This window comes from Pseudomonas sp. BF-B-26 (assembly GCF_019956495.1).
GTDB lineage: Bacteria > Pseudomonadota > Gammaproteobacteria > Pseudomonadales > Pseudomonadaceae > Aquipseudomonas.
In genome coordinates this window covers 41,146-58,960 of sequence record NZ_JAHBDP010000065.1, presented here as the reverse complement: position 1 = coordinate 58,960, position 17,815 = coordinate 41,146, and the positions used below count along the sequence as shown (strand labels likewise).

The window sequence follows — 17,815 nt, the reverse complement described above, 5'->3', positions numbered from 1 at the left end:
ATCAGACGACATTAATGCTGAATGCCAGTTCGCATTCGCGAGCAAGCTCGCTCCCACAGGGACCAAGTTCTCGCCGCACAACTTCCGATCAATGAGCAGGATTTCATGACTCCCTTGCCCGCACCTTTGCGCTGGCTGTATTCCCTTGAATGGCGTCGGGGTTTCTTCGACTGGGCGCGCAGCGATGGCGTGACCTGGGTCTACATTTTCAAGGTGCTGTTCGCCGCGGTTCTGACGCTGTGGCTGGCCATGCGCCTGGAGTTGCCGCAGCCGCGCACGGCGATGATCACTGTGTTCATCGTCATGCAGCCGCAAAGCGGTCACGTGTTGGCCAAGAGTTTCTATCGCTTCCTTGGGACATTGGCCGGCTCGGCGGTGATGGTCGCGTTGATTGCCTTGTTTGCACAGAACACCGAGCTGTTCCTCGGCTCGCTGGCGATCTGGGTCGGCATCTGTTCGGCGGGCGCGGCGCGCTATCGCAACTTCCGCGCCTATGGTTTCGTGCTCGCCGGGTACACCGCCGCGATGGTTGGTTTGCCCGCACTGGCGCACCCGGATGGCGCGTTCATGGCCGCCGTGTGGCGGGTGCTGGAAATCTCCCTGGGGATTATTTGCTCCACGCTGGTCAGCGCCGCAATCCTGCCGCAATCCGCCAGTGCCGCGATGCGCAACGCCTTGTATCAGCGCTTCGGCGTGTTCGCGCTATTCGTCACGGATGGCTTGCGCGGTCGCAGCAAACGGGACGCTTTCGAGGCAAGCAACGTGCGCTTCATCGCCGAGGCTGTCGGATTGGAAGGACTGCGCAGCGTCACTGTGTTTGAAGACCCACACATGCGTCGGCGCAGCGGTCGGCTCAGCCGCTTGAACAGCGAATTCATGGGCATCACCACCCGCTTCAACGCCTTGCACCAGTTGCTCGAACGCTTGCGCAGCAGCGGCGTCGATCACGTGGTCGCGGCGATCAAACCGGGTTTGCAGGACCTGGCCGAACTGCTCGACGGCTTCAGCGGCCGTGCCCTGACCAACGCCGATGCGGGCCGTCTGGTCATTGCGCTGACCGCCTATAAAGAAGGTCTGCCGGCGCGGGTTCGCAGCTTGCGCGCGACTTTTCAGGAGAGCAATCCGAGCGACGCCGAGCAGCTGGATTTTCATACCGCGTACGAGCTGCTTTATCGCTTCGTCGACGATTTGTACAGTTATGCACAGACCCACGCGTCTCTGGCTGATCACAGCCATGCGCGCGAGCAATGGGATGAGCCATTCACCCCGCAAACCAACTGGATGGCGTCGGCCGCCTCGGGGATTCGCGCGGCGTTCATTCTGGTGGTTCTGGGCAGCTATTGGGTCGCCACCGCGTGGCCGAGCGGGGCGACGATGACGCTGATTGCCGCTGCTACCGTGGGCCTCTCGGCGGCGACACCGAATCCAAAACGCATGGCCTTTCAGATGGCTTGCGGGACGCTCCTCGGAGCGCTGATCGGCTTCGTCGAGATGTTTTTCATCTTCCCCTGGATCGACGGCTTTCCGTTGCTCTGCGTGATGCTCGCGCCGGTGATCGTGCTCGGTTCGTTCCTCACATCAAGGCCGCAATACGCCGGTGTCGGTCTCGGTTTGCTGATCTTCTTCAGCACGGGTTCGGTGCCGGACAACCTCACCGTTTACAACCCTTACGCCTTTATCAACGACTACATCGCCATGGTGCTCGGCATGCTGGTGTGCGCGGCGGCCGGGGCGATCATTCTGCCGCCCAACAGCCGCTGGTTGTGGCGTCGGCTGGAGCAGGATTTACGCGGGCAAGTGGTGTACGCCATCAGCGGCAAACTCAAGGGTTTGGCGTCGAGTTTCGAAAGCCGTACGCGGGACTTGCTGCATCAGGCCTACGGTCTCGCGGCAGGGCAGCCGCAGGTGCAACGGGACTTGCTGCGCTGGATGTTCGTGGTGCTGGAAGTCGGCCACGCGATCATCGAGTTGCGCAAGGAACAGGCGATCCTGCCGGTGCATCCGGCCTATGCCGAATCGCAGCCGTGGCGTCAGGCGATCCGGGTGATGGGGCGCTCGCTGGTGCGGCTGTTTCTGCAACCGAGCCAGAGCAATCTGGAGCGTGGCCTGATCGCCGTCGATCACGCGATCAGCCGCGTGCAAGCCACCGACGAACCTTTCGCGCCGCACTTCGACACCTCGGCCCTGCGTCGGGTGAAGAGCTATTTGCACTTCATCCGCACCTCATTACTGGACCCGCAATCACCGCTCGCCGCTTATGCCAAAGGACTCGAACATGCCTCGTGAAATCGCCTTCCACGGCGTGTACATGCCGACTATGACCCTGATGTTTTTCATCGCGGCGGCGCTGGCCTGGGCACTTGACCGGTTCCTGTCCGGGTTCGATCTGTACCGCTTCTTCTGGCACCCGGCGCTGCTGCGCCTGAGTCTGTTTACCTGTCTGTTCGGCGCTCTGGCGCTGACTGTTTACCGTTGAGGCCCTGATGAAAAAGCTTTTCAGCCTGCTCGCCACGCTATTGGTGCTGGCCCTTGCGATGTGGATCGGCCGGACCCTGTGGGTGCATTACATGGACACGCCGTGGACCCGCGACGGCCGGGTGCGCGCCGACATCATCAACGTCGCCGCTGACGTCACCGGGGAAGTGGTGGACGTGCCGGTGCGCGACAATCAACAGGTGAAGAAGGGTGATTTGCTGATGCGGATCGACCCCGAGCACTACCGCATTGCGGTCAAACAGGCACAGTCGCTGGTGGCCTCACGCAAGGCCACATGGGAGATGCGCAAGGTCAACGCCCACCGCCGCGCCGACATGGACAACCTGGTGATCTCCAGGGAAAACCGCGACGACGCGAGCAACATCGCCGACTCGGCCCTGGCCGATTACCAGCATGCTCAGGCACAGCTCGAAGCCGCCGAACTGAACCTGAAACGCACCGAGGTCCGCGCAGCGGTGGACGGTTATGTGACCAACCTCAATGTGCATCGCGGCGATTACGCGCGTATTGGCGAAGCGAAAATGGCCGTGGTCGACATGAACTCGTTCTGGGTCTACGGCTTCTTTGAAGAAACCAAATTGCCCCACGTGCGGGTCGGCGATAAAGCCGACATGCAACTCATGAGCGGGGAAGTGTTGAAGGGGCATGTGGAAAGCATTTCTCGCGGTATCTACGACCGTGATAACCCGGAAAGTCGCGAGCTGATTGCCGATGTGAACCCGACCTTTAACTGGGTGCGTCTGGCGCAACGGGTGCCGGTGCGGATTCACATTGATGAAGTGCCGGAGGGTGTGTTGTTGGCGGCGGGGATTACGTGCACCGTTGTGGTTAATTAGCCATTAGACCGAGTCGCGGCCTTCGCGAGCAAGCCCGCTCCCACATAGGGCCGAGTTCGAATGCAGATTTTGTGAACGACGCAGATCAAGTGTGGGAGCGGGCTTGCTCGCGAAGGCCGCGACTCGGTCTGTCAGACATAAGACAAAGGTTCAGCCCTTGCAAAACGTCTCATGCAAATGCCGCCAAATGAGCTTGCCATCGGCCCGCTTCTCAAACACCACGGTCGAACGCCGATCAGAGTGCAGCCCTGTCGCATCGGTCTGCTGCTCGCGATAACTCACCGTTGCTCCACCATCGTACAGAGCAATGCCACGCAACTCGCTGAGCTCAATTCTGAATCCGAGCTTCTTCCCGCCCGCCATCAAAAACAATTCGCTCAACGCGTCGAAATCCAGCACCCGGCCCAACGGCGAGACCATGGAAAACTGCGGCGAAAAACGCGTCAGCAACTGTTCAAGCGCCGGCTCGTCCTGTTCCTCGGCCAACCATTGCTCGATGGCGACGTGGGCCTGGATCACTTCGTCAAAGTATTCGGTGTAGTCGGTCATGGAAGTGTTTCCTGAAATTTTCTGCGTTAGTTCTGACGCCATCGCGAGCAGGCTCGCTCCCGCAGGGTTCTGCTGCGTGGCATAAATTGCATTCACACCAAAGATCCCTGTGGGAGCGAGCCTGCTCGCGATGGCGTCGACTCGGTCTCAGAGTTGCCCGCGCAGCCCGAACCGCTTCATCAACCCCGCCTCCAGCAGCCCTTTAGGCAATACCCCCGCCAGCAACGGTAACGCCCGACTGCCATTGCCCAAACGAATCAGGCGCGGTGGTTTGCTCTGCTGCACGGCCTTGAGCAAACCGGCGGCAAATTCGCTGGCCGGGGTCGGGTTGTCCTGGGAGGCCTTGGCCCGTGCGCGAATGCCTTCACGCAGCGGAAACCACGGCGATTGTTCGGTAATCAGCTGCTCCGCCTCATGGCCGGCATTCTTGGCAAAACTCGAGGCGATGGCGCCCGGCTGGACTTCCATGACCCGCACGCCAAACGGCGCCAGTTCCATGCGCAACGCATCGGTCAAGGCATGCACTGCCGCTTTCGAGGCGCAGTAGGCGCCGGCGAATGGCGTGACCAAAACCCCGGACACGCTGCCGATGTTCACCACCAGGCCCTTGGCACGACGCAGCACCGGGAACAGGGCGCGGGTGACGCCGACGATGGCGAACACATTGGTTTCGAATTGCCGCTGCATGGCCGGCACCCCGCCATCGAGCAACGGCCCCATGGCGCCGTAACCTGCGTTATTGATCAGCACGTCGAGGCCGCCGTGTTGCTGGTTGATGCGCTCGCTCAAGTGTTCGAGTGCCGCGCCGTCGTTGACGTCCAGTTGCACGGCGGTGAAACCGGCAGCGGCCAGCGCCGCCACGTCTTCAGCCTTGCGAGCGCTGGCCCAGACGTCGTATCCGGCATTTTTGAAAACATCTGCGAGGGCGCGGCCAATGCCGCTGGAACAACCGGTAATCAACGCAACGGGCATGGCGCGGTCCTTGTGCAAAAAGAGGAAGGGGATTAATCGGAGAAACTACCCTGCAAATGCTCGGCGCGAAACTCCAGTGTTTGCGGGCGATAACCGGGGCGCAACGGCGGCAGCGGCAAACAGTCTTCCCAGTTCGCGCCGGCCTGCAATTCGCCGGGGCCGCGATAGCGCGGGGCGGCGTATTGATTGTCGGCCAGGTTGACCGTATCGCCCGGCGCATACGCGGCGACGCGCCAGCGTAGCTCGGTCAGCGGAACGTCGTTGCCGTTGTTCATTGTCAGATGCAACGGCCGGTCCACCGGGCACTGTTCGGGTGCGTAAGTGATGCGCAACTCAAGGCGCGCCAGTTGCTTGACCTCGCGGCTGTCCATCCAGATCACCCACGTTGCCACCACACCCAATCCGATGGCCGCCGCCACAGAGACCGGCAACGCCTTGGTCGGGTAACGTAGCAACAAAATCAGCCAGGTGATGACCAGCAGGACGCCGATGAACATGTTTGAACGCTCCTTGAACTCATGACCACCATCCTACCGAAGGGCTGAAGGAATGGACATTCGTCGATCAAGGTCTGTTGCCGTTGGTCGGCACTGTAATTTCTGACAGTAGCCTGGCCTGCCCACGAGCGGTTAGATGACTGCTGGCAAACAGGGACGCGACCGGCATGCAGGCCTCGACGATGGGAATGCACCACAAAACACCCGGATTGTCCGTTGTCGACCCGCGTGGCCTGCCGATCCGTTCGGTTGATTATTGGCGTGAGGTCGAAGGTGACCCCACTCAGGCACGCATCAGCCGCACCTTTTATGATGCCGCAGGACATGCGGTTGAACAGTGGGACCCACGGCTTTGGGCGCTGCCAAAAGAGGATCCGTTGCGGCGCGCCAACCTCATGACGGTGTTTTCGCTGGCGGGTAACGCGCTGTTCACTGACGGCGTCGATGCCGGTTGGCAGCTCGACCTGCCAGGTCTGGGCAATGAAGTGTTGCAGGGGTGGGACAGCCGAGGTGCCGGACGTGAGGTCGAATACGATGACTTGCTTCGTCCGTTGGTGGTGTTCGAACAGGGCACGACCGAGCCGCGAAGGGCGGTTGAACGCATGGCCTATGGTGGTCCCGATCGTGGCGTCCGGAATCAATGCGGGCAGTTGATCCGTCATGACGACCCCGCAGGGACGGTGCTGTTCGAGGCGTTTTCAATCACCGGTCACCGCGTGAAGCAAGTCCGTCACTTCACCCTGGACCCTGTTGCACCTGATTGGCCGGAGCTGGAAGGCGATCGCCAGCGGCTGCTTGAGCCGGGGGAGGGTGCCGTTTCGACGTGGAGCTTCGGCCCGCTGAATGATGTGCTGGAACAGGTTGATGCCAAGGGCAACCGCCAGGTCTTCCGCCTGACCCTTGACGGTCGCTTGCGCGAGACGCGTCTGCAACTTCAGGGGATGAGCATCTGGCAAACGCTGGTCAGCGATATCCAGTACAGCGCCGAGGGGCACGTGACGCATGAAACCGCCGGCAACCATGTACAAACAACCCTTGTTTATAGCGCTGAAGATGGCTTGTTGAGGGAACGCCGGGAACAGGATGCGAGTGCCCGGTGGTTGCAGCACTTGATCTACGACTATGACCGGACAGGCAATGTCCTCAGCATTGAGGACAAGGCACTGCCGGTGCGTTACTTCGCTAACCAGCGTATCGAGCCCATTAGCCGCTTTATCTACGACAGCCTTTACCAATTGATCGAGGCGTTCGGCTGGGAAGCGGGCAGCGCCAATCAGGGACCGGAATCCGTGGGGCGGGCTGATCCGGCGGCGGTCAGCAACTACCGCCAGACCTACAGTTATGACGAAAGCGGCAACCTGCTGAAGCTGACGCACGTCGGAGCGCAAAGTATGGGGCGAGAACTGAAGGCGGCGCGCTACAGCAACCGCTGCCTGCCCTGGCGCAACGGCGAACCGCCCACCGAAGAAACAATCGCTGCTGCGTTCGATGCCAAGGGCAATTTGCTGGAGCTGGATCAGGGAAGGTTCCTGAGGTGGGATCTGCGGAACCAGTTGCAATCGATCAGCCCGGTGGAACGAGAGTCGGGGCGCAATGATCAAGAGTCCTATGTCTACGATGGCGGTGGCCAGCGCGTGCGCAAAATCCGCTCGCTGAACACCAATGCCCGAACCGTGGTGGCTGAAGTGCGGTATCTGCCGGGACTTGAATTGCGCACCGACAGCGGCACTGGGAAGGCGCTACAGGTCATCACCGCGCAGGCCGGGCTCAACAGTGTTCGGGTATTGCATTGGGAAACCGATCTGCCGCCTGGCGTGACCAACGATCAGTACCGTTACAGCCTGGTGGATCATCTGAACTCCTGCACGCTAGAACTCGCCGATGATGCGCGCATCATCAGCCGGGAAACTTATCATCCGTTTGGTACAACCGCCTGGTCTGCTGCCCCGAACGACACCGATGGGGATTACAAAACCGTTCGCTATTCGGGCAAGGAACGGGATGCGACGGGGCTTTATTACTATGGATTTCGGTACTACCTACCGTGGTTGCAGCGTTGGTTGAATCCCGATCCTGCCGGGGCAATCGATGGTCTCAATCTTTATCGAATGGTCCGCAACAACCCGGTAGGGTTGGTTGATGTAGATGGGCTCGCACCTGATCCAAAGGACGGTCAGGGCAATGCAGTTTCAAGACTCAGAGGAATGTTTAGCGGACTCAGTACGTCTCCTCAACCGGCACCAGTACGTCCGTTGGTCCCGGCAAGACCGGCTTCACTTGCGCCAGCCGCTATTGCACCTCGGCCGAACGCGGAGCAAACGGTTCAGCCCTCGAAAGCCTCGGTGGTCGCGCCTCGAAGACCGCCTCCTATATCGTTGCCAACGGCGGATAAGTCAAATGAAGCGCTTCCTTCCTATGCTGGCGGTTCAATGACTGTGGGCTCACACCAATTGATGCTTGCTACATCGGGTTCCGTCATAGCCACGAGGGCGGACAATCGTTCCCCCAAAACAATCCGTAAAGCGGGTGGTTTTTTCCCTAGAGATAATAGAGGGCCCAAAATCAAGGATGAGTTCAGGCGGGCAGTAGTGTCCAATGGGATTAACACCCTGGCCCAGGAACACGTTAGAAGCCCGTTTCCTGGGTACGTATCTACCGGCATGGATGAAGTTTCAGGGGGGGTCGGTGACACAAGAGCCTACCAGTACCGGATGGAAATTCCGGGATTGAAAGAGCGAGACATCAATGATCAGACGCTGGGGCTCGGGGCGCCCTTCGAATTCACTCCCAAAGGACGATTAGACACCAGACTTTTGATGAGTGATGACACGCTTGATGGGGCCGAATTCGTGGCGATTATTCCACCTGTGACAGTGGAAATGACCTTCATTACCCCGATTCCGAATGCCTACATCGTTGCCGTCAGGGAGGCGAAGAGTACTCAATGGAAACCTTTTTTATGATGATCCAGATGTAAAAAGCCCCTCGTCCGACCCTCTGCGATAGGGAAAACGCAGCGGGTCGGGAGGGAGCTTCTTGTGTTACAGATCAATCACTGCGCGATGTTTTTCGCAGACACGCCGCGCTCGTTGGCGCAGAGGACGTATGCAATTAATGCCGTTGGTCGGCACTGTAATTTCTGACAGTAGCCTGACCTGCCCACGAGCGGTTAGATGACTGCTGGCAAACAGGGACGCGACCGGCATGCAGGCCTCGACGATGGGAATGCACCACAAAACACCCGGATTGTCCGTTGTCGACCCGCGTGGTCTGCCGATCCGTTCGGTTGATTATTGGCGCGAGGTCGAAGGTTTTCCCACTCAGGCACGCATCAATCGCACCTTTCACGATGCCGCAGGCCGTGCCGTTGAACAGTGGGATCCTCGGCTTTGGGCGCTGCCAGAAGAAGATCCATTGCGACGCGCCAACCTCACGACGGTGTTTTCGCTGGCGGGTAACGCGCTGTTCACTGACAGCGTCGATGCCGGTTGGCAGCTCGACCTGCCAGGTCTGGGCAATGAAGTGTTGCAGGGGTGGGACAGCCGAGGTGCCGGACGTGAGGTCGAATACGATGACTTGCTTCGTCCGTTGGTGGTGTTCGAACAGGGCACGACCGAGCCGCGAAAGGCGGTTGAGCGCATGACTTATGGCGGTCCCGATCATGACGTCTGGAATCAATGCGGGCAGTTGATCCGTCATGACGACCCCGCAGGGACGGTGCTGTTCGAGGCGTTTTCAATCACCGGTCACCGCGTGAAGCAAGTCCGTCACTTCACCCTGGACCCTGTTGCACCTGATTGGCCGGAGCTGGAAGGCGATCGCCAGCGGCTGCTTGAGCCGGGGGAGGGTGCCGTTTCGACGTGGAGCTTCGGCCCGCTGAATGATGTGCTGGAACAGGTTGATGCCAAGGGCAACCGCCAGGTCTTCCGCCTGACCCTTGACGGTCGCTTGCGCGAGACGCGTCTGCAACTTCAGGGGATGAGCATCTGGCAAACGCTGGTCAGCGATATCCAGTACAGCGCCGAGGGGCACGTGACGCATGAAACCGCCGGTAACGGTGTAGAAACTACCCTCCTTTACCGCGCTGAAGATGGCTTGTTGAGGGAGCGCCGGGCACAGGACGCGAGTGCCCGGTGGTTGCAGCACTTGATCTACGACTATGACCGGACAGGCAATGTCCTCAGCATTGAGGACAAGGCACTGCCGGTGCGTTACTTCGCTAACCAGCGTATCGAGCCCATCAGTCGCTTTCGCTACGACAGCCTTTACCAATTGATCGAGGCTTCTGGCTGGGAGGCGGGCGGCCCCAACCAGGGACCGGAATCCGAGGGGCGGGCTGATCCGGCGGCGGTCAGCAACTACCGCCAGACCTACAGTTATGACGAAAGCGGCAACCTGCTGAAGCTGACGCACGTCGGAGCGCAAAGTATGGGGCGAGAACTGAAGGCGGCGCGATACAGCAACCGCTGCCTGCCCTGGCGCAACGGCGTGCCGCCCACCGAAGAGGAAATCGCTGCTGCGTTCGATGCCAAGGGCAATTGTCTGGAGCTGGATCAGGGAAGGTTCCTGAGGTGGGACCTGCGGAACCAGTTGCAATCGATCAGCCCGGTGGAACGAGAGTCGGGGCGCAATGATCAAGAGTCCTATGTCTACGATGGCGGTAGCCAGCGCGTGCGCAAAATCCGCTCACTGAACACCAATGCCCGAACCGTGGTGGCTGAAGTGCGTTACTTGCCGGGACTTGAATTGCGCACCGACAGCGGCACTGGGAAGGTGCTACAGGTCATCACCGCGCAGGCCGGGCTCAACAGTGTTCGGGTATTGCATTGGGAAACCGATCCGCCGTCCGGCGTGACCAACGATCAGTACCGTTACAGCCTGGTGGATCATCTGAGTTCCTGCACGCTGGAGCTCGCCGATGATGCACGAGTCATCAGTCGGGAAACGTATCATCCGTTTGGTACAACCGCCTGGTCTGCCGGCCCGAGCGACACCGATGGGGATTACAAAACCGTTCGCTATTCGGGCAAGGAACGGGATGCGACGGGGCTTTATTACTACGGGTTTCGGTACTACCTACCGTGGTTGCAGCGTTGGTTGAATCCCGATCCTGCGGGGGATATTGATGGATTGAATCTGTTCTCGATGGTGCTGAACAACCCGATGACGTTCATTGATCCATCCGGCTTGCAACATGATGAAGTAGGGGACTACGAAATCAATATCGGGACGCTTCAGCGGATGGGATTGAAGGCCAAGTCAATGGTCGCAAAAGTCGCGGTGTTTGACGATAAAACCAAGGCGTTTAAAACCAGCTCCGAATTCAAAGCGGTGGAAGTGGGCGTGGACATTAAGTACTCCGTTGGCAAAGATGAGCTGAAACGTAGCTTGCAGGAGTACAAACGCGTGTTCAAACATGTATCGAGGATGTTTCCGGGCAAATCGGGAGAGGCCCAGATGAATCTTGAGCTTGGAGAGTCGATCTCATCTACGATGCTGAACTTGGCGCAGTCGGATTTTCAGAAGCCTCGGATTATCGAGCCGGACTCAAGAAGTGACGGGCCAAAAAAAATACTCGAGTACAGGTTCTTTGCGATTCTGAAAAAAGAGGACAAGCTGAAATCTGCCGGAGCCAGGCAAACCTACGCAATCGCCGCGATTTCCACCACGATGAATAAGGGGGCGGCCAGTAATGATACTGAGGCAAAGGTGGAGTTTTTGGTGGCAAACCCCGCCTCTCAGCTGAAGCCAGACGAACTGAAAATGGCTGTGGACGCCGGGGTGATATCGAAAAACATCTCAAATGTGCGAGGCGTGGGCAACTTTCTGACACTCAAGTCTTTGAACAGGATAAACAAGACCAGCAAGGTGGTAAAAATATCTACTCTAGCGATCAACCCACGATCAGCGGCCATTGCCTCGAGATCGGGCGCCAAATGGACGGGATAAAAAAGCCCCCACCCAACCCGCTGCGGATAGGGAAAACGCAGCGGGCTGGATGAGGGCTTCTTGTTTTGCTGAACGCTTACTGCGCGATGGTTTTCACCGACACGCCGCGTTCGATCGGGTTGGAGCGACCGTAGATATCTTCAAACCGCTCGATATCGTCTTCACCCAGGTAGCTGCCCGATTGCACTTCGATGATTTCCAGCGAGATCTTGCCCGGATTGCGCAAGCGGTGGACCGAGGCGATCGGGATGTAGGTCGACTGGTTTTCAGTGAGCAGGAACACGTTTTCGTCGCAGGTCACTTCAGCAGTGCCGCTAACCACGATCCAGTGTTCGGCGCGGTGGTGGTGCATTTGCAGCGACAGGCACGCGCCCGGTTTGACCGAGATGCGCTTGACCTGGAAGCGGCCGCCCATGTCCACCGAGTCGTAGGAACCCCACGGACGATAGACTTCGCAGTGCGTCTGGGTTTCACTGCGGCCCAGCTCGTTGAGGGTGTTGACCATCTGTTTCACGCCTTGGACCTTGTCCTTGTGGGCGATCATCATGGCGTCCTTGGTTTCGACGACCACGATGTTTTCCAGGCCGATCACCGACACCAGTTTACCGTTGCCGTGGATCATGCAGTTTTTGCTGTCCTGGATGACCACATCGCCTTTGGTGACGTTGCCGTTGGCGTCTTTTTCATTCACTTCCCACAACGACGCCCAGCAACCGACATCGCTCCAGCCCGCGGTCAGCGGCACTACGCAGGCGCGCTGGGTTTTTTCCATCACCGAGTAGTCGATGGAATTGTCCGGGCAGCAAGCGAAGGTGGCGGAGTCGATGTCGACGGTGTCGGCATCCTGCTCGCTACGTTCCAGGGTCAGCAGGCAGGTGTCGTAGATGTCCGGATCGTGCTTTTTCAGCTCTTCGAGGAAACGGCTGGCACGGAACAGGAACATGCCGCTGTTCCAGAAGTAACCGCCGGACTCGACGAACTCGGTGGCGCGCTTCACGTCCGGTTTTTCAACGAAGTGCGAAACGCGGCTGACGCCTTCCGGCAGCAGCGAATCATTGGCCGACTTGATGTAGCCGTAGCCGGTTTCCGGTTTGGTGGCCGGTACACCGAACAGCACCATTTCGCCGTTTTCTGCAGCGACCGTGGCCAGGGCCAGCGCACGTTGCAGGGCTTTCTGGTCTTCCAGCACGTGGTCGGCTGGCAGCACCAGCATCAACTCGTCGCGACCTTCGTTGACCAGCATCATCGCGGTCAAGGCCACGGCTGGCGCGGTGTTGCGGCCGAACGGTTCCATCAGGACGCGCTGCACGTCCAGTTTACGGGCGGCCAGTTGCTCGTTGACGATGAAACGGTGTTCCTTGTTGCAGACCACGATGGGGGTGTCCATGCCTTCGAACACCAGGCGTTCCAGGGTTTGCTGGAACAGTGTTTGTTCGCCGGTCAGGGCGAGGAATTGCTTAGGGAATTGCTTACGCGAAAGCGGCCAAAGACGTGAGCCACTACCACCTGACAAGATCACCGGAATCATGTTGTTACTCCTTGAAAATCGTATGGGTCAGAGCTACTGCGTTCTGTCGTTTCACTCTTGTTCTTATTCCGTGTCCCAATTGACGCCTCGGTTCCTTGTGGGAGCGGGCTTGCTCGCGAAAGCGGTGGGTCAGCCAACTTTATCGTTGAATGTGAAACCGTCTTCGCGAGCAAGCCCGGCTCCCACAGGGATGTGGGTCAACCGGGCAAATGTGTTAGCGCGTCGAAACCGGGCGTTTTACCCAGACTGGCGCCAGGCTGCTGCCGCTGCCGGTCACATACAGCACGGCGGCTTCACCGCGTTCCAGGGCAACCGGTTTCACGTCGCCGACTTTCTTGTCGCCATCGTATAGCGCCAGGCTGACCTTGACCGGGTTGATTTCACGTTCGCCACGGCCCTTGGCGGCCACGGTCGGGACCACTTCGGTCTTGCCGTCAGCGGTTTTCAGGGTCAGGGCCTTGTCGCTGAGGTTCTGCACGCGAACCAGGGATTTCTGCTTGTTCTTGAACGGCGGTTCTTCGATCAGTTGCGGTGCGCCGCTGGCGTTGTTGACCAGGGTGTAATAGTGATCACCGGCCAGTTTCACCGGCAGGGACTGGCTACCGATCTTGGCGCTGTAGTCGCCGCCCGGCATGAAGCTGAAGTCAGTGCTGGACAGCGGCGCGACTTCGGCCAGGTTGGTGGTGCCGACGGTGGCGCTGACTTCAGCGTTACCGGCGTTGTAGACACGTACGAAGCTCGAACCTTTCGGTGCAGTCGGGCCGTAGAGTGCGGCGTCGCCAGCGAAGGCGGACATCGACAGAACGCTCATGCCTGCAACGAGTGCGAAGGTCTTGGCGAGACGGCGAGGAGTAGTAGTGAAAGTCATGGTGTACCTCTCTTTCAGTTTTGCGCCCGGTCGGGCGTCTCGGATTTAGTGTTTGCGGCTACGTTTTGTTGGCGAGCGCCGGCTTCTTTGAGCTCTGCGACCCACTGCGGGTCGGCGTCACCGATTTCGTTGTTCACAGGCAGATAACGTTCAGGAAACTCCCAGATCAGCACTTGTGGCGGGCTGTTCTTGAAAGCATCGCTTTTCAGGTAGCTGAGCATCGGCAGAATCGGGCCGTGGCCGTCTTCGGCGTAATTGACCACGTCGCTGTTCAGCGCTTGTTTCAGCGCACCGACGAAGTTCCAGTTGGGGTTGGCGCTGTAGCTGGTGCCGATCAGGGCCACCGGCACTTCAGTGTTGGCGAACAAGGCGTCATCACCGCCAGCCTGGTCTTGCGCCGCAACGGTGTTGCGCTTCTGCAACGGCTCAGTCTTGGGCATCAGGTTTTCGAACAGCGGGTCCAGCGGCAGGAACAACCGCAGGTCGCCCTTGTGAGTCACCTTCTCCGCAGGTTCAGTGACGAAGTGTTGCGGCTCGCCGCTCAGCGGGGCTTTTTCGGCGATGGTTTTGGCCAGGGCCTCGGCAGCAATTTGCGCGCCTTCCGGGGTCCAGTGAGTGTCGGTGCGCAGGAACACTTGCTGACCGTCCAGCTTGGCCTTCAGCATCGGGCCGAACAGGTCGGGAGCGAGGATCTTGTTGGCCGCCACATGAGCGTGGAAGTCCTCATAGAGGTTGGCGTGGATGCTCGAAGGCTTCACTTCACCCAGGTGTTCCGGGTACAGGCGAGTCTTGGCCGGCACGATCGCCATGACCAGTTTCACGCCTTTGGCTTTCAGCTCCTGGCGCACGCCTTCAACCAGCGCGTAGTTGCCTTGCAGGTTCAGCTCTTCGTTGACGATCGGGTTGAATTCCTCATCGCTGTACAACCATTGATCGCGGCCGAGCACGACGCCCGGACGACCTTCGTTGAACAGTTTGAAATCCAGCGCAGCCCAAAGGTTGGTACCCAGGCGCTTGATCGGGAACTCGTCGTCGTAGTGCGTCTCCACGGCTTTGGTCCAGCGGCCGTTGAGCACCGTCGTTTCGGCCGAGGTGCTGAAGCCGAAGAAACTGCGCGTGGACCACAGGCCCAGGACTAACAGCGTCACCATGAACAGGCCGATGTAGAGGATGCGTAATGAGCGGGTCATAGTCAGATCCCTCAGAACTGGAAGTAAAGGAACGGCGAGAAGCTTTGCGCCGAGAGTTTGAAAATCGAGGCGATGAACAGCACCAGTACCAGCGTGCGCATCACGTAACGAGGCCAGTCGGCAGTCCAGTAGGCCGGTTGCACAGTCGCTTCAACGCCGACGGTGTAGCCAGGCTGGTGGATGCTGCCCGGGTTGTCGCCCGGTACGGCTTTGATCATTCCAGGGGTCGCGGCAGCCGGGCCATCGGCCTCGACGTTCACAACAGGCTTGGTCTTCTCAGGCGGCAGGTTGGTGTAGAAGTCACGAATGCCGAAGAACGCCAGGGTCATGTAAGCCACCACCAGAGTCGCTACTTGCAGGCCGGTGAGGCTGGCCGCGTTGAGTTCCGACAGTGACCATTCGCCGAAGCTGAACATCGCGCCGTACATACGAGCGGCGACGTGCAGGTTTTCCGAGCGGAAGATCACCCAGCCCATGACCACGAGCAGGAAGGTCAGCGCCCAGCGGATCGGGTTGATGCTGCGCGGCGAGGTGTTCAGGCCCAGGGCTTTTTCGATCGCCAGCCACATGCCGTGCCAGGCGCCCCAGACGATGTAGGTGATGTTCGCGCCGTGCCACAGACCACCGAGCAGCATGGTCAGGAACAGGTTGCGATAGGTCATCAGCGTACCTTTACGGTTACCGCCCAGCGTGATGTACAGGTAGTCACGCAACCAGGTCGACAGGCTGATGTGCCAGCGACGCCAGAACTCGGTGATCGACTGGCTGATGTACGGCTGTTTGAAGTTTTCCATGAAGCGGAAACCCATCATCAAGCCCAGACCGATGGCCATGTCGCTGTAACCGGAGAAGTCGAAATACAGCTGCGCGGTGTAGGCCAGCGCGCCGAGCCAGGCATCGCCCGTGGTCGGGTTCTGCAAGGCGAAGCAATGGTCGGCCACGACCGCCAGGGTGTCGGCGATGAAGACCTTCTTGATGAAGCCCTGCATGAACCGCGTGCAGCCTTCGGAGAATTTGTCGAGGGTGTGGGTGCGGTTGTTGAACTGGTCGGCGAGATCGCGGAAGCGCAACACCGGACCGGCGATCAGGTGCGGGAAGATCGCCACGAAAGCGGCAAAGTCGATCAGGTTGCGGGTCGCCGGCGTGTCACCACGGTAGACGTCGATGATGTAGCTGATGGACTCGAAGATGTAGAACGAGATCCCGATCGGCAACAGTACGTGGGTCAGGATGAACGGCGACAGACCGACGGAGGTCATCATCGCGTTGATGCTGTCGACGCCGAAGTTGGCGTACTTGAAGTAGCCGAGAATGCACAGGTCGACGGCCACGCCCAGGAGCAACCAGCGTTGTGCCGGTTTGGTCCGAACGCCTGCGGCACCGACTTTGAGGCCGATCCAGTAGTTCCACAGCGTGACGGCTGCGAACAGCGCAAGGAAGTCCACACGCCACCAGGCATAGAACACGTAGCTGGCGATCAGCAGCAGCAGGTTGCGATAGCGTATTCCGCTTAAGTAGTACATGCCGAGAAAGATCGGCAAGAACAAAAACAGGAACACGTTGGATGAAAATACCATCCCGGTCTCTCCATGTTTAACCAACAGTCAAGGGCCGCAGCCCCCCCAAACCCCCCATCGAAAAACCGGGGGACACATCACATAAAAACTCATGTCTTGCACTGACCCTGTGGGAGCGGGCTTGCTCGCGAAAGCGGAGTGTCAGTCGACATCAATGGTGAATGTCAGACCGCATTCGCGAGCAAGCCCGCTCCCACAGGGGGGTTGCGTTTGGCTCTAGGAACCTTTTTTGCCCTTCTCATTCGCCGGGTCGTAGACCTTGGTCAGGTCACCCCCGAGGCGGAAAGTCTTGAATGGCTGCATTTCGTGCTTTTTCTCGAGCACATCCGGCGAGCAGGTGTAGAGCGAGCAGAACGGTTCGAGCCAGGCGAATTTCGAGTCGACCTTCAGGTCGGTCATGTCCTGTTCCTTACCGTTCTTCTGCTCGAATTCGTCCGGGTCTTTGACGCCCGCGAGCACTCGATCACCCAGGCGTTTCAATGCGCCGTTGTTTTCCTGACGCAAGTCCACACCGTTGACCTGAGCGAAACTGGCGATCATCGCGAGCGGCGGCAGGGCGTAGTTGTGGTAGGCGAGGGCGCGTTGCTGGCGCTTGAGTTCGTTGGGCAGATAACCCTGGGCGTCGATTTGATTGGCGCCGACCTTGAATTCCTTCACCGACCAGTCGAACAGGTCGCGACGGTTGGTGGCGATGGACGTTGCCATCACCGACCAGGCGGCCCAGTACGAATGGTTGTTGGTTTGTTCCAGCGGCAAGTTGTCCCAGTCGCTGACTACCTGATCGGCCAACTTGTTGAACCAGGCTTCAATCAACTGCGATTCTTGCGGATGATTCGCCAACGGATGGGAGTCGGAAAACTTCAGGCGAATGTACGAAGACGCCATGCTGCCCAAGGCCCATTTGCGCATCGACTTGCCGGTGTGGTTGAAGTCCTTGGACATTAACGCATCGGCCTTGGCCCAGGCGGTCAACCAGTTCAGCGTGCATTCAAGTTGTTCCGGACGACCGTCACGCATGAACTGCATCACGCGCTTGCTGGTGCCGCGTTCCAGTTTGGTGATGTCGGCGGTGCTGTCGCGAAAGGCTTTTTCCGAGACCTCGTTCAGGGTCGAACGGGCCTTGTCGGAACCTTCGTATTTGCTGCGAAATTGCAGCGAGCCGGTGTACGGCGTCGGCATCGCATCACAGCCTTCGCTCTTGTCGCCGGTTTTGACTTTTTCAATCGGCGCGAAGTACCCCTGTGGCGGGCGCAGTGGCGCGGCGGCCTGAGTCGCACCGGCAAACATGGCCAGGCTCAACAGGGACGGTGCGATCAATCTTTTCAAAGTTCGGGTTTGCATGCATGTCATAAG

General features: G+C 59.2%; 13 protein-coding genes. 5 read left to right on the top strand and 8 right to left on the bottom strand.

Features of this window, described 5'->3' with window-relative positions; translation table 11 throughout:
* Positions 1–105: 105 nt before the first annotated feature.
* Genes KGB03_RS11150 through KGB03_RS11140 form a run of 3 tightly spaced genes read left to right on the top strand, consistent with a single transcriptional unit; the run spans position 106 to position 3,332 of the window.
* Positions 106–2,286, top strand: coding sequence for an FUSC family protein (locus tag KGB03_RS11150; protein ID WP_223527078.1), 2,181 nt, complete (start codon positions 106–108; stop codon positions 2,284–2,286).
* Positions 2,276–2,476, top strand: coding sequence for a DUF1656 domain-containing protein (locus tag KGB03_RS11145; protein ID WP_007896379.1), 201 nt, complete (start codon positions 2,276–2,278; stop codon positions 2,474–2,476). Before KGB03_RS11150 ends, KGB03_RS11145 begins: the two co-directional genes overlap by 11 nt.
* A 7-nt stretch (positions 2,477–2,483) precedes the next feature.
* Positions 2,484–3,332 (top strand): HlyD family secretion protein, encoded by an 849-nt coding sequence (locus KGB03_RS11140; protein ID WP_218538134.1) that lies wholly within the window; start codon positions 2,484–2,486, stop codon positions 3,330–3,332.
* Between the two features lie 150 nt (positions 3,333–3,482).
* Here the strand turns inward: KGB03_RS11140 and KGB03_RS11135 are convergent, their stop codons facing one another.
* The 3 genes from KGB03_RS11135 to KGB03_RS11125 all read right to left on the bottom strand — a co-directional run bounded on the left by KGB03_RS11135 (position 3,483) and on the right by KGB03_RS11125 (position 5,350).
* Entirely contained in the window at positions 3,483–3,881 is a 399-nt protein-coding gene (locus KGB03_RS11135) for a DUF4440 domain-containing protein (protein WP_111450340.1), read from the bottom strand.
* A 147-nt stretch (positions 3,882–4,028) separates the two neighbouring features.
* Entirely contained in the window at positions 4,029–4,853 is an 825-nt protein-coding gene (locus KGB03_RS11130) for an SDR family oxidoreductase (protein ID WP_192410200.1), read from the bottom strand.
* A gap of 32 nt (positions 4,854–4,885) precedes the next feature.
* Positions 4,886–5,350 carry a multidrug transporter gene (locus tag KGB03_RS11125; protein WP_192410201.1) on the bottom strand — a complete coding sequence of 155 codons (465 nt, stop codon included), beginning with the start codon at positions 5,348–5,350 and terminating at the stop codon, positions 4,886–4,888.
* A gap of 182 nt (positions 5,351–5,532) precedes the next feature.
* Between KGB03_RS11125 and KGB03_RS11120 the strand changes: the two genes are divergently transcribed.
* Positions 5,533–8,313, top strand: coding sequence for an RHS repeat-associated core domain-containing protein (locus KGB03_RS11120; RefSeq protein WP_223527092.1), 2,781 nt, complete (start codon positions 5,533–5,535; stop codon positions 8,311–8,313).
* Positions 8,314–8,569: 256 nt separating this feature from the next.
* Complete coding sequence (locus KGB03_RS11115) at positions 8,570–11,299, top strand: RHS repeat domain-containing protein (protein WP_223527091.1); 2,730 nt, start codon at positions 8,570–8,572, stop codon at positions 11,297–11,299.
* A gap of 76 nt (positions 11,300–11,375) precedes the next feature.
* On the opposite strand, the gene KGB03_RS11110 is transcribed toward KGB03_RS11115, so the two are convergent.
* The 5 genes from KGB03_RS11110 to KGB03_RS11090 all read right to left on the bottom strand — a co-directional run bounded on the left by KGB03_RS11110 (position 11,376) and on the right by KGB03_RS11090 (position 17,812).
* Positions 11,376–12,827, bottom strand: coding sequence for a mannose-1-phosphate guanylyltransferase/mannose-6-phosphate isomerase (locus KGB03_RS11110; protein WP_218538137.1), 1,452 nt, complete (start codon positions 12,825–12,827; stop codon positions 11,376–11,378).
* Between the two features lie 214 nt (positions 12,828–13,041).
* Positions 13,042–13,695: an alginate O-acetyltransferase AlgF gene (locus tag KGB03_RS11105; protein WP_111450336.1), complete on the bottom strand. Its 654-nt coding sequence runs from the start codon at positions 13,693–13,695 to the stop codon at positions 13,042–13,044.
* 14 nt (positions 13,696–13,709) lie between these two features.
* A complete protein-coding gene (locus KGB03_RS11100; protein ID WP_223527077.1) occupies positions 13,710–14,885 on the bottom strand; it encodes an alginate O-acetyltransferase in 1,176 nt (391 codons plus the stop codon).
* Positions 14,886–14,896: 11 nt separating this feature from the next.
* Positions 14,897–16,462 carry an MBOAT family O-acyltransferase gene (locus KGB03_RS11095; protein ID WP_218538140.1) on the bottom strand — a complete coding sequence of 522 codons (1,566 nt, stop codon included), beginning with the start codon at positions 16,460–16,462 and terminating at the stop codon, positions 14,897–14,899.
* Between the two features lie 216 nt (positions 16,463–16,678).
* Complete coding sequence (locus tag KGB03_RS11090; protein WP_305729603.1) at positions 16,679–17,812, bottom strand: mannuronate-specific alginate lyase; 1,134 nt, start codon at positions 17,810–17,812, stop codon at positions 16,679–16,681.
* Positions 17,813–17,815: the final 3 nt, after the last annotated feature.